Raw genomic sequence first — 17777 nt, forward strand, 5'->3', positions numbered from 1 at the left:
TCATTCCCTTGGCGCGGGAATGACGATCTGGCGTCAGGCGCCGACGTTGGCCTTGTAGGCGTCGGCCGACATCAGGCCGTTCACGTCGTCGCTGTTGGCCGGCTTGAGCTTGAACAGCCAGGCGTCGAAGGCGTCGGCATTGACGCTTTCCGGCGCGGCGGCGGCGGCATCGTTGACGGCGATCACCTCGCCAGCCACCGGGGCGTAGATGTCGGAAGCGGCCTTGACCGATTCCACCACGGCGAGCGCGTCGCCGGCGCCGACCGACTTGCCCACTTCCGGCAGCTCCAGGAAGACGATGTCGCCCAGCGCGTCCTGCGCGTGGTCGGTGATGCCGATGGTCAGCGTGCCGTCGGCTTCGACGCGCACCCACTCATGGGACTCGGTGTATTTCAGGTCAGCGGGGAAATTCATGGGATTCTCCAGATTCAATTTTTTACTCTGCGCCAGCCGGGCGGGGATGGGGTAACCGCCGGCAGGCGCGCTGTGACCAGTGCGAGCGTTCAGCTCACGAGTGCCTTGCCGTTGCGCACAAACGGCAGTTTAACCACAGTCGCGGCGAGTTTGCGGTCGCGGATCTCGACCTGCACCTCGGCGCCGATGGCCACGTCGCGCGGCAGGCGGGCAAAAGCGATGGATTGGGACAGCGAGGGGCTGAAGGTGCCGCTGGTGATCTCGCCGTCGCCGGCGGGGGTGATCACCTTCTGGTGGGCGCGCAGCACCCCGCCCTTGTCACGCAGGATCAGGCCGACGAACTGCTGGGTCTGTCCGGCGGCGGCCAGTGCCGTCTTGCCGGTGAAGTCGCGCTCGCTTTGCAGGTCCACGGTCCAGGACAGGCCGGCGTTGAGCGGCGAGGTGTGGATATCCATGTCCTGGCCGTACAGGTTCATGCCGGCTTCCAGGCGCAGCGTGTCGCGCGCGCCCAGGCCGGCCGGCACCACGCCGGTGGCAACCAGCTTTTCCCACAGGCCGGCCACGTTCGCGGCGGGCACCACCAGTTCGAAACCGTCTTCGCCGGTATAGCCGGTGCGTGCCACCATGACTTCGCCAAGCGCGGGGTCCTGCACGACCACGGCGTTGAACGGCTTCAGGGCTTCGCTGGGCTGTGTCGAAGGAAAGGCGCTCCAGACCTTGGTGCGGGCGTTGGGGCCCTGGACGGCGACGATGGCCAGCGGCTCCACGCCGTCGGGGGCGTTATCGCCACGGCGCGGGGTGATTTTTACGCCGCTATTGGTGGCCGCGTTGCGCGCGCTGATCCACGCGATGTCGCTGTTGGCGGTGCCGGCGTTCACTACCAGGCGGAACTGGTCTTCGGCGAAGAAATAGACGATCAGGTCGTCGATGACGCCGCCTTTTTCGTCGAGCATGCAGGAATAGAGCGCCTTGCCCGGCGTTTGCAGCTTGTCGACATTGTTGGCCAGCAGGCCGCGCAGGAAGGGACGCACATTGGCGCCTGCAAGGTCCACCACGCACATGTGGGAGACGTCGAACATGCCGGCATCGCCACGCACCGCCTTGTGTTCCTCGATCTGGGAGCCGTAGTTGACCGGCATGTCCCAACCGCCGAAATCGACCATGCGGGCGCCGAGGGCGCGGTGGATAGCGTTGAGGGGCGTGGCCTGGAGCGTCATGGAATCCTCGGAGGAAGGCAAATCTCGGTTCGAAAACGAAAAAAGGGCCATCCGCCGCAGGATTCGGCGCGCCATGGCGCTGCCAGATCCGCTGCGGCGGATGACCCCTCTGTCCTCGATACCTGAGAGATTACAAGGCGGCCCCGTTTCAACCGGAACCCAGGCCTTGCGCGCCCCTTCGGTGGGCACGCTCACCAGTCCATGGCGGGTGCCGCTCTCCAGAGTACGGCGTGCATCGTGTGCATGTTGCATGCCGATCCGACCAGTCCATGGTGCCTGAGAGTTTTCGGGTGATACCCCTTCGGCGGCGCAAGCTTCGCGCGCTCTCCCGGTCGGATGCGGGCAATTTACGGGAGCGCCCCGGCTTTGTCAACGCATCCGCCAGGGGCCACCGCCTTGTTGCAGCGCACTACCTGCGATGGTTGTCGGTCGTTACGTTACCGATGACACCGCCTACCGCGGCACCACCCAGGGTGCCTAGCGCGTCACCACCGGTCAGCACTGCGCCGCCTACCGCACCGACGCCGGCACCGATCGCGGTGTTACGCTGCTTTGGCGACATATCGGCGCAGCCCGCCATGCTTGCCACCGCGACACCGATCAAGACCGCCTTGCTCAAGGAATGCAGGGTGTTCATGATTTTCTCCAGCTATCGTGAAGTGCATCCGGCACGGCGCACGCTCATGCCGGACATATAAATTAGAGGGGCCAGAAGGTCCGCGGCTCCCGGGCTTACGAAGTGTTACCAGTCCTGCGATGCCGACTTCATGCCTGAGGGGGCCATGGTCGCGTGTTAACATCCAGCCTCCGCCCAGCAATCGCGCCAGCCGCGTTGCGCATCCGCCATTTCCCGCCTCGCATGACCCACGGACTCAATCCAGCCCAATCCGAAGCCGTTCGCTACCTCGACGGCCCCTGCCTGGTACTGGCCGGCGCCGGCTCGGGCAAGACCCGGGTGATCACGCAGAAGATCGCGCACCTGATCGAGGACAAGGGCTTCCAGCCCAAGCACATCGCCGCGGTGACCTTCACCAACAAGGCCGCCAAGGAGATGCAGGAGCGGATCGCCAAGCTGATGGAGGGCAAGACCACGCGCGAGGGCAAGCGCATCCCCATCAAGCAGATCACGGTGAGTACCTTCCACTCGCTGGGCGTGCAGATCCTGCGCGCCGAGGCCGAGCATGTGGGCCTGAAGCCGCGCTTCTCCATCATGGATTCGGACGATTGCTTCGGCATGGTGCAGGAGCAGCTTTCCACCACCGACAAGAAGCTGATCCGCAGCGTGCAGAGCACCATCTCGCTGTGGAAGAACGGCATGGTCGATCCCGAGACGGCCATTGCCCGGGCCGACAATCCCGACGATCACCAGGCGGCGCTGATCTACCGCAACTACGTGGCCACGCTGCACGCCTACCAGGCGGTGGATTTCGACGACCTGATCCGCCTGCCCGCCGAGCTGTTCGAGCGCAACGAGGAAGTGCGCATGCGCTGGCAGAACCGGCTGCGCTACTTCCTGGTGGACGAGTACCAGGACACCAACGCCTGCCAGTACCAGTTGCTCAAGCAGCTGGCCGGCGGATCGCACCTGCGGGCGCCGGCCTTTACCGCGGTGGGCGACGACGACCAGGCCATCTATGGCTGGCGCGGCGCCACGCTGGACAACCTGCGGCTGCTGCAGGCCGATTTCCCCGACCTGAAAGTGGTCAAGCTGGAGCAGAACTACCGCTCCACCGTGCGCATCCTGGAGGCGGCCAACGCGGTCATCTCCAACAATCCCAAGCTGTTCGACAAGAAGCTGTGGAGCGAGCACGGCATGGGCGACCCCATCGCCATCAACCCGATGAACGATGAGGAGCACGAAGCGGAGTCCGTGGTGTTCCGGCTTTCGGCCCACAAGTTCGAGCGGCGCGCGCAGTTCCGCGACTACGCCATTCTCTATCGCGGCAACCACCAGGCGCGCCTGTTCGAGCAGATCCTGCGCCGCGAGCGCATTCCCTATGTGCTGTCGGGCGGCCAGAGCTTCTTCGACAAGGCCGAGATCAAGGATATCTGCGCCTACCTGCGCCTGATCGCCAACCCGGACGACGATCCCGCCTTTATCCGCGCCATCACCACGCCCAAGCGCGGCGTGGGCAACACCACGCTGGAAGTGCTGGGTACCTTCGCCGGGCAGGCCAGGGTGTCGCTGTTCGAGGCGGCCATGATGGGCGGCATCGAAGGCAAGCTGCAGCCGCGCCAGCTGGAGCCGCTGCGGGTGTTCTGCGAGGCGATGGTGCGCCTGGCCGGGCGCGCGGCCACCGATCCCGCCACCGAAGTGCTCGACGACATGATGGAAGGCATCCACTACGAAGCCTACCTGTATGACACCTTCGACGAACGCCAGGCGCAGTCCCGCTGGACCAACACGCTGGAATTCCTCGACTGGCTCAAGCGCAAGGGCACCAAGCCCGAGGCCACCGGCGAAGGCGAGGCCACCGGCTTCGACACCGCCGACGGCTTTGGCGACGAAGGCAAGAACCTGCTGGAGCTGACCCAGACGGTGGCCCTGATGAGCATGCTCGAAGGCCGCGAGGAAGATCCCGACGCGGTGCGCCTGTCGACGCTGCATGCCTCCAAGGGCCTGGAGTATCCGCACGTGTTCCTGGTCGGCGTGGAAGAGGGCATCCTGCCGCACTGCCGCGAAGACGAGGACATGAGCGACGAGAAGATCGAGGAAGAGCGCCGCCTGATGTATGTGGGCATCACCCGTGCCCAGCGCAGCCTGCACATCAGCTGGTGCAAGAAGCGCAAGCGCGCGCGCGACACCTACTCCTGCCAGCCCTCGCGGTTTATCGGCGAGATGAAGCTCGAGGAGGCGCCCGGGATCAAGGACGAGACCCCGGCCATGAGCCCGAAGGACCGCCTGGCCGGACTCAAGGCGCTGCTGGGCACGCCCGGCACGCCTGGCAAGACCGCAGGGTAGCCGGTGCCGGACATACAAAGCCCGGCTATGCAAAGTGGATGCATTGCCGCTGCAAGCGGGACAAGATCAGCCGGCCGGGCCGCTTTGTCTTTGTATCAGACCCGATACGAAGCGGCCACAACCCGCCTATCAGGCCGCCGCGCGAGGCTGGTAGAGTGAATCCCTGGCGGCGGCCGCCCCCCGGCCACCCCCGCTTCACCCTCGAATCGCCGCAAACCTGCCGCGAACCACGCTGCAAAGTGCCGCAATAGCCTGATAGCCTGCTACCAAGCCCGATGGACCTTGCTCCCGTCACGCCCTTGCACTTGCTGATTGTCGACGACGATCCGCAGATCCGCTCCATGCTGGCCGAATACCTCGCCACCTTCGGCATCGAAGCCGACGGCGCGGAGGGCGGTGCCGCCATGCGCGCCGCGCTGGCCGCGCGCGACTACGACCTGGTGGTGCTGGATCTCTCCCTGCCCGGCGAAAACGGCCTGGCGCTATGCCGCGAAATCCGCGAGCGGGGCGACCTGCCGGTGATCATGCTCACCGCGCGCACCGAGCTGGCCGATCGCGTGGTCGGGCTGGAAGTGGGCGCCGACGACTACGTCACCAAGCCCTTCGAGATGCGCGAACTGGTGGCGCGGATCCACACCGTGCTGCGGCGCAGCCGGGGCGGCGCTGGCGTGAAGCGCCCCCCGCCGGTGGGTGGCCATGAACTGCGCTTTGGCAACTGGCGGCTCAATACCACGCTGCGGCAACTGATGGACGGCGACGATACGGTGGTGCCCTTGTCCAACGCCGAATTTCGCCTGCTGCTGGCCTTTATCGAACACCCGAACCGCGTGCTCGACCGCGAACTGCTGATCAACCAGGCGCGCGGCCGGGATCTCGACCTCTTCGACCGCAGCATCGACCTGCTGGTCTCGCGCCTGCGCCAGAAGCTGCGCGACGACCCGCGCGACCCGGCACTGATCCGCACCGTCCGAGGCGAGGGCTATGTCTTCACCGGCGCCGTCGAAAGCTGAGCGCGCGGGCTGGCTGGCCCGCCATGACTCGATGTTCATCCGCCTGTTCCTGGTGATGGCGGCGATCATGCTGGCCGTACACCTGCTTGGCGTCACGGTGATCGAGAGCATTTTTCCCCGTCCGGGGCACACCGGATTCGCCTTTTTCGCCGGCAACGAGGCGCCGCCGCCACCGCCGGCCCAGCAAGTCCAGCGGGGAGGCCCCCCGCCTGACGCCGAGGCCGGTGCCGGAAGCAACGCAGGCAGCCCGCCGCCTGCGCCACACCGGACCCGCGGCGGCCGTGGCTTCGGCCCGCCGCGCCTGGGACTGCTGTTCCAGCTTGCCGCCATCGTGGCCGCATCCTGGGTGGGCGCGCGCCTGCTGGCCAGGCCCGTCCAGCGTCTGGCCAGCAGCGCCGGCCGGCTGGCCCAGGACGTGCACGCGCCGCCTCTGGACGAGGACAGCGGCCCGGCCGAGGCACGCGACGCAGCCACGGCCTTCAACCATATGCAGCAGCGCATCCGCACCCAGCTGGCGCAGCAATCGCGTTTCCTGGCCGCGGTGTCCCACGACCTGCGCACGCCGCTCACGCGCATGAGCCTGCGCATTGAAGGGGTGAGCGACAACCAGGTGCGCTACCGCCTGCGCCAGGACCTGGCCGAGATGAACGGGCTGATCGATGCCACGCTGTATTACCTGCGCGAGCGCGACGGCGCCGCGGCGCCGCGCCAGCGGGTGGATGTGCATGCGCTGTTGCAGGCAGTGGTGGACGACGCCACGGAGATTGGCCAGGACGTCAGCCTGTCCGGCAGGGCCGAGCCGTTACTGGCCTATCCGGCGGAACTGCGCCGGGCCGTGGTCAACCTGGCGGAAAACGCCCATCGCTACGGCGGCAGCGCGCGCATCGAGCTGGCCGACAGCCCCGAGCGGGTGGTCATCGACGTTTGCGACAACGGCCCCGGCATCCCGCAGGACGAGATGGCGCGCGTGCTGGAGCCCTTCTACCGGCTCGAATCCTCGCGCAACCGCGCCACCGGCGGGGTCGGCATGGGCCTGTCGATCGCCGCGGATATCGTCTCGCGCCACGGCGGCGAGCTGAGCCTGGCCAACCGGCCGGGGGGCGGCCTGCAGGTACGGATCATACTGCCGCGGGCCTGAGTGGCCGGGGCTACGGTCAGCGCGCCGTGCCGCCGCCCATGGCCGCCAGCTGCACATATTGCGAGCCGCGCGTGCCCCGGGTGAAATCCAGCACGAAATCGCCTACGTCGACGCGGGCCTGCAGGGCGCGCCGCAGGTCGGCCGGTGTGTCCGGGCGCGGCCCTGACAATGCCGAGCGCACCAGCCAGGCAGCGCCGACGTAGCCGGCCAGCGTGGCGGACGAGGCGGGCTCGTCCAGGAACTGCTTCATCCGGCCCACGTGTTCCTTGACCACGCGCAGGGTCAGGTCCTGCGGCCCCGGCGCGATCTGCGTCAGCACGATGCCGCCGTTATAGCCCGTGCCCAGGATCTCGCGCGCGGCCAGTGAATTGACCGCGGACAAGCCCACCAGGAAGCCGTACCAACCCCGCGCGGCCAGCGCCCGGCCGAGGCTGCCATAGGCCAGTGTGTCGCCCGCCACGATCACCGCCGACGGGCGCGCGGCGGCAATACGCTGCACCACCGCGCCTGTGCCCACGCCATCTCCCTTGCCGTCATCCAGCGTAAGCGCCTGCAGGCCCGGCTCCTGTTCGAGCTGGCGCCGCCACGGCGTGCCGCCAGCCAGGCTGCCGGCGGCAAAATCCGGCGCCACCGCCAACACCATCTGCTTGATCCCGTAGCTGCGCAACTGGCGAATCGCCGCATCCAGTTCGGCGCGGTAATCGGCTCGCGTGTACCAGACATGATCGGCGGTGAGCGACAGCCCCGACAGGGGCGCCACGATCTGCACGCCGCGCCGTGCCAGTTCGGGCGAGGCGGCCAGCACGGGCAGCAAGGCGTCGCTGGGACCGAACAGGAGTTCGGCGCGTTCGCCCGCGACCAGTGCCAGTGCCTGCGCGGTGGCCGCGCGCGGATCCGTATCGACCTCGCGCACCACATGCATCACGCGCGGCTCGCGCGCGCCCGCGTTGGCAGCGTCGAACATGACTTTGGCGCCAGCCAGGTAGTCGCGCGCGAGGTCGGCCTGCGGCCCGCCGCGATCCACCAGGTGGCCGATCACCAGGGGGCGCCGCGGCGGCGACTGCGCAAGCAGGGCTGAGGGCGCCAACAGGGTGCTGCCGAGCGCAGCCAGCAGGCGGCGGCGCGGCAGCCGTGGCGCCTGCGCAATCAGTGGAGGAATGTGCATGGAAGGCCGTGGCGACATGTTGAGCCGGGGGACGGAATGCCGGCGAGCGCGGGGCAGCCTACCCGATCCACGTGACGCCGGCGTGACAAGCGGCGCGCCGGTGCAGGCCATGGCGTCCGATGTCATGGGCCACGGCTTGACCTTGGTCAACGCGTGCGCGGACGGCGACCACTACGATGAGCCATCGAATCCACCACGAAGGCCGCCCCATGGCTGAGCTTGACCGCCCCACCGCATCCGCCCCTGTCCCAATTTCCATTGCCAGCCAGCCGCGCGCCTGCTCAGGCCATTGCGGCTCGGCCTGCAAGAGCAAGCAGGCGGGCCGCGCCGCCACACCGGACCGGCACGCCTTGTCGGACTTCCGCGAACTGGCCGGCCGCATGGATATCAACGGCCCGCGCTACACCTCGTACCCGACGGCGGACCGCTTCCACGGCGGCTTTGGCCAGCAGGACTATCGGCAGGCGCTGGCCGACTGCGCCGCCAGCCCGGGCACGGATGCCGGCCGGCAGTCCCCGTTGTCGCTCTATGTGCACGTGCCGTTCTGCGAGAACATCTGCTATTACTGCGGCTGCAACAAGATCATCACCAAGGACCACCGCCGCAGCGCCCGCTATGTGGATTACCTCGCGCGCGAGATGGCGCTGGTGGCGCAGCAACTCGGCACACGGCGCGAAGTGGTGCAGTCGCACTGGGGCGGCGGCACGCCGACCTTCCTCGATCCGGCGGAAATGCGCCGCTTGATGGATACCGTGCACCAACATTTCGACCTGCTGCCCGACGGCGAGCATGCCATCGAGATCGACCCACGCCGGATCGGCGGCGCGCAGATGGCGCTGCTGGCCGAACTCGGCTTCAACCGCATCAGCCTGGGCGTGCAGGATTTCGACGCCGAGGTGCAGCAAGCGATACACCGCGTGCAATCGCAGACGGAAACGCAGGCAGTGGTCCACGCCGCTCGCCGGCTGGGCTTCCGCTCGGTMAGCATGGACCTGATCTACGGCCTGCCCCACCAGACCACGGCGCGCTTTGCCGCCACCGTGGAGCAGGTGCTGGCGATGCGCCCGGACCGGCTCTCTGTGTACAGCTATGCGCACCTGCCGCATGTGTTCAAGCCGCAGCGGCGCATCGACGAACGCGCGCTGCCTGCGCCGGCCGAAAAGCTCGATATCCTGGTCGGCACCATCGAGCAGCTCACCGCCGCCGGCTATGTCTACATCGGCATGGACCATTTCGCGTTGCCGGACGACGCACTCGCCGTGGCCCAGCGCGAGGGCCGGCTGCAACGCAACTTCCAGGGCTATTCCACCCACGCCGGCTACGACCAGCTTGGCTTCGGCGTATCGTCGATCGGCGCGGTGGCGGGCCGCTATGTCCAGAATGCCCGCACGCTGGACGACTACTACCGCGCGCTCGACGGCGGCGTGCTGCCGGTGATGCGCGGCTTTGCCATGCGCGATGAAGATCACCTGCGGCGCGAGGTCATCGGCGCCCTGATGTGCAACGGGGTGCTCGATATTGCGGCGTTGGAAGCCCGCCATCGCATCGATTTTGCAGCCTGCTTCGCAGGCGAGATGGCAGACCTGGCACGGCTCGCCGGGGAAGGCCTGGTGCGCTGCGAACCCGGCCGCATTGAAGTGACGCCGCTGGGCCGCTTGCTGGTGCGCCGGCTGGCCATGGTCTTCGACGGCTTCCTGCGCGAGGACGCACGACGCACTGCGCACGTGGCGCCGGCGGGCGACCGGAGCGCAGAGGCAGGTACGCCTGCGCCGCTGCGCTACTCACGGGTGGTCTGAGCACGCAAGCCCGGCACCGCACAAACAAGAAAGCCCGCGGCATGCCGCGGGCTTTCTTGTCTGCTTCCGGAAACCGGTTACTTCGAAGCGTTGGCCATGTAGTCCACCGCGGCCATCACGTCGGCGTCCGGGCCGGCGTAACCACCCTTCGGCGGCATCACGCCCTTGCCCTTCAGGGCGAAGGCGTGCACGGCGTCCATGCCTTCCTTCAGGCGGGGCGCCCAGGCGGCCTTGTCGCCAAACTTCGGCGCACCGGCAACACCCGCTGCGTGGCAGGCGGCGCAGACTTGTTCGTAGACCTTCTTGCCCACTTCGGCCGAAGCCGGCGCAGCGGCTGCGACAACGGCAGCCGGCGCGGCTGCGGCGGGCGCAGGGGCCGCAGGAGCAGCCGGGGCAGTGGCGGCGGCAGGAGCAGCGCCGGCATCCGAGGCAGCAGCGGTAGCCGGAGCGGCGGCTGCGGGAGCGGCGGGCTCGGGGAACTTGGCACCACCGGCGTCGGCCATATAGACCACGGCACGGCCGAGTTCGTAGTCGGAGTAGTCGTCGGCGGTGGTGCCGGCGCGGGCTTGCATGGCGCCCTTGCCATGCAGCACGGAGTTCAGCAGGCCGGTGAAGCCCTGGCCGATACGCGGAGCCCAGTCGCCCGCGTTGCTGTACTTGGGCGCGCCAGCGGCACCGGTGGCGTGGCAGGCTGCGCAGACTTCCTTGTAGACCTGTTCGCCGGTCTTGTAGACGCGCGGCGCGTTCGGATCCTTCAGTTCGAGCGAGGCGACCGGCTTGATGCGGTCATTGACGGATTCCACGGTAGCGGTGGAGCCCGCGCCTTCCTTGGCGCCATGTCCGACAAAATTGACCAGCAGGATGATCACGATGATTGGCACCAGGAAGGCGGCAATCACCACAGCGATCAGCTGCTTGGGGGTCTTGATGGGAGACTCGTGTTCGTCGTTTGCGTTGTGGACGTCGCTCATACTCAACTCTCAATTTGCAGGAAACCTGTGGCCGCTCGTGATCGGCTGCTTATGTGGCCGCTTGCCCGGTGGCCAATTCCCCCCGGCCAATTGCGTGCATCGGACCGTTATCCGGTGTCAACTGTCCCCAACGGAGCCAGCCGCAGGGTGCGCCGCCTGAATCCACTGACCTTTTGTGGACTTTTGTGGACATTGCGCAGCCCCGTTTTTACACAAATAACTCGCGATTATAGCCTCAAAGGCCCATGGCATGAGGCAAAAGCGGCTTGGACGAGACGTCGCCGCGCCACCCTGGCGAAGGCGAACATGGACGTCCGTCCCCAAACACGGTATGCTATGCGCCTTTCCGGCAGCGGCACTCGCGCGCTGCCAGCGAAGTACCTTGTCATACCCTGTGCGCCCGTAGCTCAATGGATAGAGTACTGCCCTCCGAAGGCAGGGGTTGCTGGTTCGATCCCAGCCGGGCGCACCATCCAGTTTTCCGCAGAAATCCCCTGAAATCCTGAAAACCTCCGCCAGACAAGGCGTTGCGGGAATTTCACGTCCGGGGAAAGCCAGAGAATTCCCGCAAAATCCGGCGTTTGCATGTCCGCATGTCCCACATGTTGTACCCAAAATGGTTGTTCCTCGATTTTGCCTTTTTGGGTACAACATCATGGGACAGCTTACCGACTTGCAGATCAAGAATGCGGAGCACCGTGCGAAGGAATACTTTCTGGCGGATTGCGATGGGTTGTACCTGCGTATTCGTCCGAGTCGCCTTAACTGCGCCTCACCCCGCGGTGCCGCTCCTTGCTTGAGTTTGCATACTCGCAAGGGATTCGGCTCGTGGGGGCAAGATCACGTGTGGGATCGGGGTTACCGACCAGGCTGTACCCAGTCTTCAACGCGTAGACCGGCTATCCGGTCAAACTCGCGAAGATCATGTGTCACCAGAATCAGGCCCCGAGATCGTGCGTGACCGGCAACCATCTGATCGTAGGGGCCGATTGGCTTCCCCGTCTTTGCTAGCTCGGCCCTGAGTTGGCCGCTATGAGCGGCCGCCTCGTGGTTGTAATCCAGGACGTCCAGGCGAGCCGCGAAGCCCTCGACCACGCCTAGATTTTTCTCCGGCGAAGCGGACTTCTCCGCCCCATAGATCAACTCCATCAAGGTCACCGCGCTGATGCAGAGTTGGCCGTGGTAGCGGTTGAATGCCTCGTGAACTTCGTGGGGTTTGTTTTTGATGGTAAAGATGCAGATGTTCGTATCGAGCATGTACTTGAGCATCAAAACCCCTCACGTTCCTGATCGGCAGGCTGATTGCGGGTGGACATGAAGTCGGGGCTTACGCCCTCGCCATCAAACCAGCTATCCCAGGACTCGCCGGCAGGGGTCAGGATACGAATGCGACCAATGGCCACCACGTCGACCCGTTTCACATCGTCAGGAAGCGCCACGGATTTTGGCAGGCGTACCGCCTGGCTGCGGTTGCTTTTGAAGATGGCACCTTGTTCCACGATGGGCTCCTTGGGATATGTTGAACGTATATCCAACTATAGTGGCACATGTGGATATGTCAATGGGATATACCGCCGACCGGATGACGATCGCGGGAAGAGGTGTGGTTTCGAGAAAACTGAAAAATGCAGGCTGAGCAAGCTCGACTGGAGGATCGAGTCAAGTGGGCTTACTAGCATCTGGCGACGGGCGACGGGCGACGGGCGACGGGCGACGGGCGACGGGCGACGGGCGACGACATTACGTCGCCGTAAAATTCCATTACAAAAAAGAAGCAATCTTGTCGTTGCACCCCAAGTCGTACCTGTAAGGAAACTGCTGGTCCTTGACGGCCTTATTCGACTGGCGTTTCGCCGATTTTTTTGATCCCAGCCGGGCACCACGCACCAATCCTGTCAAGGGATTGCGGCACGACTTCCCCCACTACCTTGCATGCCGACTGTAGCTAAAGTGCAGCTAGCTTCCGCGCAGGTGCGTCTGCCAGCGGCGCCACCCAATGCGCCAGGTGATCGGCTATCGGCGCTCAACGCCACATGGCACGTAGCTCAACGAGTCGGCCACGCAGTTCCGTATGCGCTACTACAAGAACGGCAGCCATACCGCCGTCATCCTGCACATGACCGACGCGGCGCAGAAGCAGAAGGATGTGGACGCCCTGCGCCAGGCGCTCCCCCACAACACCGGCGGCTTCGGCGATGCGGCGAAGGCGGCGGCGGTGTTCGCGCGCAATGAGCTGAAACCGCAGGATTGGCTGTTGGGGGTCAATGACTGGCTGGGCATCGCGGTAGTGCGGTTCGATGCCTACAAGCTGGAAGAGGCTGCAGCGTAGCCCCCCGTAGGGGCGCCATCTTTAGACGTCGAGCTGCGCCGCGCTGATGCCCAGCGCGCGGGCGATCTTCTCGCGGGTCGTTTTGCGCAGGCGGTCGCTCTTCTCCTGCTCGGCATAGGCCGGCTGGGTGATGCCAAGGCGCTCGGCGATCTCGGCTTGGGTCAAGCCCAGGTGCTCGCGCCAGGCGCGCACGGGCGACATGCCTTCCTTGACCATGCGGCGCACCACGGGGTCGGGAATCGAATCCTCGTCGGCCGTGCGCTGCGCCACGTAGTCCGCGTAGGGGATCACCACGAAGGCCGGCTTGCCGTCCGGCCCGTTGATGGTTTGGATATTGAGCGGTGCGTTCATTGCGTTACCTCGTTTCGGTGTAGGGCAACCGGGCCGGTTTCCAAAGCCGGCCTGGCATCTTGTCGGGTTAGTAAGTGCGCTCGTCGCGCTTCTTCACTTCCTCAATGTCCACAATCCTGACTTCGCCATCCCAATCGAAAAATACCCTGTAGTTGCCAACTCGGAGGCGGTAGTCATATTGGTGGCTCGTCAGCGCTTTCACATTCGAGCAATTGGGCATCTCCTTCAACGTTTGTACCGCATCGTAGATGTCGCTTTGGAACCGTCTGTCGAGCTTCCGCAGCTGCTTCGTCGCTTTCTGTTTCCAGATGACCGTGTTCATGTAAAAAAATTATAAGCTAAATATAAGTCTAGTGCGGGGGTTACTATCGAAAACCTATAGCCAATCGCTCGCTGCCGCGCGAGAGGCCGCTTCCGGCCAAAACGCCCGTTCGGGGGCTCGGCCGTAAAGCACAGACGACGACGCGCAACGCGGCGGGTCCGAGGCTGAGGGGGACGCCGAGGCGGGCCAGGAGGATGTCGTTTGGCGCCGCAGGTTGGAACAGGCGCTTTCGCAAGACATTCACCGGTCCCTCAGCAACGAAGCTCCTCCTTGGCTTGTGATGCGTGCAAACGATCTGGCTCGCACGATGGCTTCGGCCTGGATCGGATTCGGCCGCATACTCGGCGGGGAAGGCGATGAGTCTCGGGTGCCGATCGACGACCTAGGCAGGCGCTTCGAGCTTTCCCGCCCCGATACCCTCACTTAACTATCTCGCGTGAGCCGTCTGCTCCGCGAAGCCAACCTCAGCCAAGCGCTGACGAGCGCATACGCGCAGGGATTCGAATAGTCGTTGGATTTAGGGCCGCAGCCCCGACTTCAAGATCCGCTCCAGCCACCCCTTGTGCCTGGCAAAGGCCTCCCCAGCGACGCCACGGCCTAGCGCCTGAAGTGTTGCAGTCATTGACGTATCGACAACGTCCAGCTCGGACAGCGACGGCTGGCCCTGCGCTGGTGTGTGATTGATTCGGAGATAGCGCTGGCGCAAGAGTTGCGCTACCTGGTCCGACGCAAGGCGTTCCTGGGCGGAGATCATCAGCGGAACGGATCTGCGAGCCCATTTTGCGCCTGCGTGCGGCACATCCCCCGCCATGCCGCCACTGTCTACGCCGGCGGTACCAATGCTCAGCATTTCGATGGCTTCCAGCCTGTCCGGCCACCTGCGCAGGACCTCGAAGAGAACGAGGGCATCAGGGTTGTTCGCTACCAGGCCGCCGTCGAGCATTGGCGCACCGTTAAGCCGATGCTCCTTGAAGTATGTCGGTGCCGCGGAAGTCGCGAGGCAGACGTCGCGCAAGGCGATGTGCGAGGCAAGTACGGCGCCCAGGGCACCGCTTCGGAACACTTCCGGTTTGCCGGTGACCCAGTTGACCGCGCATACCGCCAGGCCCACCTTGACTTCGGAGATGGGGGTGTCGGCGTCCGTCCCCAGGCAGTCGTCAATCGCGCGCCGAAGCGCCGCGCTGTCGTAGATCGGGCCGAAAGTCATGCGACGTGCAAAGGCCGCTCGCTTGTGCGGGAACACGCTTGGCCCATGTCGGCAGATGGTCTCGGCGATTTCAGTGGCGCTGCGCCCGACGGCCAGCGCGCATGCGATCAGGCCTCCGATGGACGTGCCGGCGAACACCTCGAACGACTGGTTCATTGCCGGCACCGGCTTGATCAAGCGCTCCAGTTCCGCAAGCACGTTGGCGGTGAAAAGCCCACGGTAACCGCCGCCGGTGAGAGACAGGATCCGCAAGGGCGCCCGGGTGATCGACTCCGCGGTGCGTGGCGCTACAAGCGCGTCTGGCTGGTCGGGCATGGTCGCTTATAGGGGGACAACCTGGAGACCGAGGCTCTGCAGATGCTGATGGTCCGGACGCCGGGCTTCCACGATCGCCAGGTTCTGATCCATCGCGATCGCATAGACCTGGCGTTCTACCTGCGACACGCTAACCAGGCCAGTGTCGTGAATCAGCGCCTGCCAGACTTGCGCCGCCGACTCGCCGAAGTCCAATTGCGGCCCGGCGTCGTTCACAATGTTGTTCACGAGCGCAGTGAGCGCCGCCCTGAGGCGGGTCCGATGCTGCGCGTCACTCATCTGCTCAGCGCGCGCCAGGGCCTGGGCGCTTGAGGTGACGGCGACGCGCAGATCGGCCGTACTCACCGTCTTCGCCCAGGCAAGAGCGGGATTGGCGTCGGCAGAGCAGAGAGACAGTAGCGTTTGAGCCGGCAGCAGGAAACCTGCGCTCATGCCGCACCGTGTACTTTAGTCGGCAAAGTCAAATCCGGAGCAAAGTCGTCCGGCATATCGGCTTGCGGAATTGCCTCTCCGGGAATGCGCAGCGGAAGCGATTCGATTAGCTCGAACAGCGTGCGCCGTGGCTTTGGGGTCAACATGGCCGTCGCCAGTTCTGCCGCCGACAGTAGCAAAGCCGCGGGCGCGGCGGGATTCTTGGCGTTCTGGATGACAAACACCTCGCCTTGGGCAACCTGGTTCATCAGCTTGGGAATGCCTTCACGGGCATCGGCTATCCCTATGCGAGTCACACCGAAAGTGAGGCCTCCGACCTCAAGGACCTCTTTTCCGCCCAATTCTTCCGAGTGCGTTTTGTAGAACATTTCGCCATCTCCAGATTCTGTACATCATGTACATGAAGAGTAGGCTGGAGGGACAGCAAAAGCAAGGCCAGTCGCCAAGGGATCGGTTACTGGTGGGGGAGTGGCCCATGTGGTCGATAGGGCGATCCTGGACTGCCGACGCTTCCGGCTCCGGTCCAGCATCGACATCGACCACTCGGGCCAGTTCGCCGGCCTGTTCCCTGGCTACAGCTTGTAGCCGGGGTCGATGCGATCGAGCTTGCGCAGCAAGGCGGGCCAGACGAATGCGCCATCCAGGCCCTGCGCCTTCATCGCCTGCCCGACGCCCTCGACGATACCCGGATCCACGCGAAGCAGCGCCGCGCCGCCCGACTGCGCCGACAGCTGGATCTGGCAGGTGGTCTCGAACGCATACATGGCCAGGAACGCATCGGCCACGGACTTGCCCACGGTAAGCAGGCCGTGGTTGCGCAGCATCAGGAAGGTGGCATCGCCCAGGTCGGCCTGCAAGCGCGGCTTTTCGTCCGCGCGAACGGCTACGCCTTCGTAGTCATGGTAAGCCAGCGAGGACAGCACAAAGGTCGATTGCTGGCTGATGGGCAGCACCCCGTCCTTCTGTGCGCTCACCGCCACGCCGGCACGCGTGTGGGTGTGCAGCACGCAGCCCACGTCGTGACGCCCCGCGTGAATGCAGCTGTGGATGATGAAGCCAGCCGGATTGACCGGATGCGCGCTGTCGCTTAGTTTGTTGCAGTCCTGATCGACCTTGATCAGGCTGGACGCGGTGATTTCATCGAACATCAGCCCATAGGGGTTGATCAGGAAATGGTGCCCGGGGCCGGGAACGCGGGCGCTGATATGCGTGAAGACCAGATCGCTCCAGCCGAAATGCGCCACCAGCCGGTAGCAGGCGGCCAGGTCAACGCGCATTTGCCACTCCTCGGCGCTGACCTGGTTCTGGATGGCGGGAGTTGCGTGGGGGGTCATGGCGGTTTGCTCCTGTGAGGTATAGACGCTATAGACATAGACGCTATAGACGCCATAGTGCTGGCGCATCCAGGCATAGAATGTTCAATCCTTATCAATCCAGGGCTAATACCGAGACCGAAGCGCTGCCATCATGCAAGTCTTTGCCGACAATCCCTGGTTCCGCAGCTTGCCCAGGACGGAAGCGGATGCGCTGCTGGCCGCTGCCACTCCCATCAGGCTGGCACAGGGTGCTGCTCTCTTCCGCCAGGGCGACATGTTCAATGGGTCGTCGGCAGGGGCGGCGTTTTTCGGGCTCGCCAGCGGCCTGCTCAAGCTATCCATCCTGCATCCCGATGGCAGCGAGGCGATCCTGACCCTGATCGAACCCGGCAACTGGTTTGGCGAGGTGTCCGTGCTGGATCGCTTGCCACGGGCGCACAGCGCCATCGCGCTCAGCGACTCGGCGTTGCTGGCCGTCAGCGTCGAGAAATTCAATGCCCTGATGCAGCGCAGCACGTTTGCGCAGGCCATTGCCACCATGCTGGCGATACGCTTGCGGCTGGCCTATGGGCTCATGGGAGACTCGGCGCTGCAAAGCACGCGCGAGCGCGTCGGCCGGCGGCTGGCGCTGCTGGCGCACGGTGACATCACGCAATCGGCCAGCGGCCGCGACAGCGTCAGCACTTCGCAGGAGAACCTGGCCATGATGCTGGGCATCAGCCGGCCGACGCTCAACAAAGAGCTGCAAGCCCTGGCCAGGCTCGGCGCCATCAGCTTGCGCTATGGCCGCATTGAAATCCTCGACATGCAGTTGCTGCAGGGAGAGGCCTGA

Annotated in this window: 19 protein-coding genes, 1 tRNA gene and 2 riboswitches; of the genes, 7 read left to right on the plus strand and 13 right to left on the minus strand. The window is 65.2% G+C overall.

The window, feature by feature from the left end; translation table 11 throughout:
- Positions 1–33: 33 nt before the first annotated feature.
- The 3 genes from gcvH to AC1DQ3_RS20015 form a co-directional block, all read right to left on the minus strand.
- Complete coding sequence (gcvH, locus tag AC1DQ3_RS20005) at positions 34–414, minus strand: glycine cleavage system protein GcvH (RefSeq protein ID WP_035873078.1); 381 nt, start codon at positions 412–414, stop codon at positions 34–36.
- 89 nt (positions 415–503) lie between these two features.
- Positions 504–1631 (minus strand): glycine cleavage system aminomethyltransferase GcvT, encoded by a 1128-nt coding sequence (gcvT, locus tag AC1DQ3_RS20010; RefSeq protein WP_477121890.1) that lies wholly within the window; start codon positions 1629–1631, stop codon positions 504–506.
- A 99-nt stretch (positions 1632–1730) separates the two neighbouring features.
- A riboswitch (glycine riboswitch) is annotated at positions 1731–1863 on the minus strand.
- Positions 1864–1884: 21 nt separating this feature from the next.
- Positions 1885–1972, minus strand: a riboswitch (glycine riboswitch).
- A gap of 68 nt (positions 1973–2040) precedes the next feature.
- Entirely contained in the window at positions 2041–2268 is a 228-nt protein-coding gene (locus tag AC1DQ3_RS20015; RefSeq protein ID WP_477121891.1) for a glycine zipper 2TM domain-containing protein, read from the minus strand.
- A gap of 222 nt (positions 2269–2490) precedes the next feature.
- Here AC1DQ3_RS20015 and AC1DQ3_RS20020 point away from each other — a divergent pair, with 222 nt between their 5' ends.
- The 3 genes from AC1DQ3_RS20020 to AC1DQ3_RS20030 all read left to right on the plus strand — a co-directional run bounded on the left by AC1DQ3_RS20020 (position 2491) and on the right by AC1DQ3_RS20030 (position 6741).
- A complete protein-coding gene (locus tag AC1DQ3_RS20020) occupies positions 2491–4593 on the plus strand; it encodes a UvrD-helicase domain-containing protein (protein WP_477121892.1) in 2103 nt (700 codons plus the stop codon).
- 275 nt (positions 4594–4868) lie between these two features.
- The gene (locus AC1DQ3_RS20025; protein ID WP_477121893.1) at positions 4869–5603 is read left to right on the plus strand and encodes a response regulator; all 735 of its coding nucleotides are present in this window, start codon (positions 4869–4871) and stop codon (positions 5601–5603) included.
- On the plus strand, positions 5575–6741 hold the full coding sequence (locus AC1DQ3_RS20030) for an ATP-binding protein (protein ID WP_477121894.1): 1167 nt from the start codon (positions 5575–5577) through the stop codon (positions 6739–6741). The genes AC1DQ3_RS20025 and AC1DQ3_RS20030 overlap by 29 nt, the downstream gene beginning before the upstream one ends.
- A gap of 16 nt (positions 6742–6757) precedes the next feature.
- Here AC1DQ3_RS20030 and AC1DQ3_RS20035 read toward each other — a convergent pair whose 3' ends face one another.
- Positions 6758–7906 carry an ABC transporter substrate-binding protein gene (locus tag AC1DQ3_RS20035; RefSeq protein ID WP_477121895.1) on the minus strand — a complete coding sequence of 383 codons (1149 nt, stop codon included), beginning with the start codon at positions 7904–7906 and terminating at the stop codon, positions 6758–6760.
- Between the two features lie 209 nt (positions 7907–8115).
- Here AC1DQ3_RS20035 and hemN point away from each other — a divergent pair, with 209 nt between their 5' ends.
- On the plus strand, positions 8116–9702 hold the full coding sequence (gene hemN, locus AC1DQ3_RS20040) for an oxygen-independent coproporphyrinogen III oxidase (protein ID WP_477121896.1): 1587 nt from the start codon (positions 8116–8118) through the stop codon (positions 9700–9702).
- Between the two features lie 77 nt (positions 9703–9779).
- Here the strand turns inward: hemN and AC1DQ3_RS20045 are convergent, their stop codons facing one another.
- Positions 9780–10673: a c-type cytochrome gene (locus AC1DQ3_RS20045; RefSeq protein WP_477121897.1), complete on the minus strand. Its 894-nt coding sequence runs from the start codon at positions 10671–10673 to the stop codon at positions 9780–9782.
- Between the two features lie 396 nt (positions 10674–11069).
- Between AC1DQ3_RS20045 and AC1DQ3_RS20050 the strand changes: the two genes are divergently transcribed.
- Positions 11070–11145, plus strand: a tRNA-Arg gene (locus tag AC1DQ3_RS20050).
- Between the two features lie 386 nt (positions 11146–11531).
- On the opposite strand, the gene vapC is transcribed toward AC1DQ3_RS20050, so the two are convergent.
- Positions 11532–11942: a type II toxin-antitoxin system tRNA(fMet)-specific endonuclease VapC gene (vapC, locus tag AC1DQ3_RS20055; RefSeq protein ID WP_477121898.1), complete on the minus strand. Its 411-nt coding sequence runs from the start codon at positions 11940–11942 to the stop codon at positions 11532–11534.
- The gene (vapB, locus tag AC1DQ3_RS20060) at positions 11942–12172 is read right to left on the minus strand and encodes a type II toxin-antitoxin system VapB family antitoxin (RefSeq protein WP_477121899.1); all 231 of its coding nucleotides are present in this window, start codon (positions 12170–12172) and stop codon (positions 11942–11944) included. Before vapB ends, vapC begins: the two co-directional genes overlap by 1 nt.
- 572 nt (positions 12173–12744) lie before the next feature.
- On the opposite strand from vapB, the gene AC1DQ3_RS20065 reads away from it, so the two are divergent.
- Positions 12745–13002 carry a hypothetical protein gene (locus AC1DQ3_RS20065; RefSeq protein WP_477121900.1) on the plus strand — a complete coding sequence of 86 codons (258 nt, stop codon included), beginning with the start codon at positions 12745–12747 and terminating at the stop codon, positions 13000–13002.
- 21 nt (positions 13003–13023) lie between these two features.
- Here the strand turns inward: AC1DQ3_RS20065 and AC1DQ3_RS20070 are convergent, their stop codons facing one another.
- The 6 genes from AC1DQ3_RS20070 to AC1DQ3_RS20095 all read right to left on the minus strand — a co-directional run bounded on the left by AC1DQ3_RS20070 (position 13024) and on the right by AC1DQ3_RS20095 (position 16963).
- Entirely contained in the window at positions 13024–13353 is a 330-nt protein-coding gene (locus tag AC1DQ3_RS20070) for a helix-turn-helix domain-containing protein (RefSeq protein ID WP_477121901.1), read from the minus strand.
- Between the two features lie 67 nt (positions 13354–13420).
- On the minus strand, positions 13421–13675 hold the full coding sequence (locus AC1DQ3_RS20075; RefSeq protein ID WP_477121902.1) for a type II toxin-antitoxin system RelE family toxin: 255 nt from the start codon (positions 13673–13675) through the stop codon (positions 13421–13423).
- Positions 13676–14192: 517 nt separating this feature from the next.
- Positions 14193–15197, minus strand: a complete 1005-nt coding sequence (locus AC1DQ3_RS20080; protein ID WP_477121903.1) for a CBASS cGAMP-activated phospholipase — start codon at positions 15195–15197, stop codon at positions 14193–14195.
- 6 nt (positions 15198–15203) lie between these two features.
- Positions 15204–15629: a hypothetical protein gene (locus AC1DQ3_RS20085; protein ID WP_477121904.1), complete on the minus strand. Its 426-nt coding sequence runs from the start codon at positions 15627–15629 to the stop codon at positions 15204–15206.
- Positions 15626–15997 carry a hypothetical protein gene (locus AC1DQ3_RS20090; RefSeq protein ID WP_477121905.1) on the minus strand — a complete coding sequence of 124 codons (372 nt, stop codon included), beginning with the start codon at positions 15995–15997 and terminating at the stop codon, positions 15626–15628. The genes AC1DQ3_RS20085 and AC1DQ3_RS20090 overlap by 4 nt, the downstream gene beginning before the upstream one ends.
- A 204-nt stretch (positions 15998–16201) precedes the next feature.
- Positions 16202–16963 (minus strand): class II aldolase/adducin family protein, encoded by a 762-nt coding sequence (locus AC1DQ3_RS20095; protein WP_477121906.1) that lies wholly within the window; start codon positions 16961–16963, stop codon positions 16202–16204.
- Between the two features lie 133 nt (positions 16964–17096).
- Between AC1DQ3_RS20095 and AC1DQ3_RS20100 the strand changes: the two genes are divergently transcribed.
- Positions 17097–17777 (plus strand): Crp/Fnr family transcriptional regulator, encoded by a 681-nt coding sequence (locus AC1DQ3_RS20100; protein ID WP_477121907.1) that lies wholly within the window; start codon positions 17097–17099, stop codon positions 17775–17777.

The sequence above is a fragment of the Cupriavidus sp. 01T418 genome, from assembly GCF_056398885.1.

Coding starts and splice junctions, on each gene's coding strand:
- gcvH (WP_035873078.1), bottom strand. CDS start 414: ATGAATTTCCCCGCTGACCTGAAATACACCGAGTCCCATGAGTGGGTG.
- gcvT (WP_477121890.1), bottom strand. CDS start 1,631: ATGACGCTCCAGGCCACGCCCCTCAACGCTATCCACCGCGCCCTCGGC.
- AC1DQ3_RS20015 (WP_477121891.1), bottom strand. CDS start 2,268: ATGAACACCCTGCATTCCTTGAGCAAGGCGGTCTTGATCGGTGTCGCG.
- AC1DQ3_RS20020 (WP_477121892.1), top strand. CDS start 2,491: ATGACCCACGGACTCAATCCAGCCCAATCCGAAGCCGTTCGCTACCTC.
- AC1DQ3_RS20025 (WP_477121893.1), top strand. CDS start 4,869: ATGGACCTTGCTCCCGTCACGCCCTTGCACTTGCTGATTGTCGACGAC.
- AC1DQ3_RS20030 (WP_477121894.1), top strand. CDS start 5,575: ATGTCTTCACCGGCGCCGTCGAAAGCTGAGCGCGCGGGCTGGCTGGCC.
- AC1DQ3_RS20035 (WP_477121895.1), bottom strand. CDS start 7,906: ATGCACATTCCTCCACTGATTGCGCAGGCGCCACGGCTGCCGCGCCGC.
- AC1DQ3_RS20045 (WP_477121897.1), bottom strand. CDS start 10,673: ATGAGCGACGTCCACAACGCAAACGACGAACACGAGTCTCCCATCAAG.
- vapC (WP_477121898.1), bottom strand. CDS start 11,942: ATGCTCAAGTACATGCTCGATACGAACATCTGCATCTTTACCATCAAA.
- AC1DQ3_RS20065 (WP_477121900.1), top strand. CDS start 12,745: ATGCGCTACTACAAGAACGGCAGCCATACCGCCGTCATCCTGCACATG.
- AC1DQ3_RS20070 (WP_477121901.1), bottom strand. CDS start 13,353: ATGAACGCACCGCTCAATATCCAAACCATCAACGGGCCGGACGGCAAG.
- AC1DQ3_RS20075 (WP_477121902.1), bottom strand. CDS start 13,675: ATGAACACGGTCATCTGGAAACAGAAAGCGACGAAGCAGCTGCGGAAG.
- AC1DQ3_RS20080 (WP_477121903.1), bottom strand. CDS start 15,197: ATGCCCGACCAGCCAGACGCGCTTGTAGCGCCACGCACCGCGGAGTCG.
- AC1DQ3_RS20085 (WP_477121904.1), bottom strand. CDS start 15,629: ATGAGCGCAGGTTTCCTGCTGCCGGCTCAAACGCTACTGTCTCTCTGC.
- AC1DQ3_RS20090 (WP_477121905.1), bottom strand. CDS start 15,997: ATGTTCTACAAAACGCACTCGGAAGAATTGGGCGGAAAAGAGGTCCTT.
- AC1DQ3_RS20095 (WP_477121906.1), bottom strand. CDS start 16,963: ATGACCCCCCACGCAACTCCCGCCATCCAGAACCAGGTCAGCGCCGAG.
- AC1DQ3_RS20100 (WP_477121907.1), top strand. CDS start 17,097: ATGCAAGTCTTTGCCGACAATCCCTGGTTCCGCAGCTTGCCCAGGACG.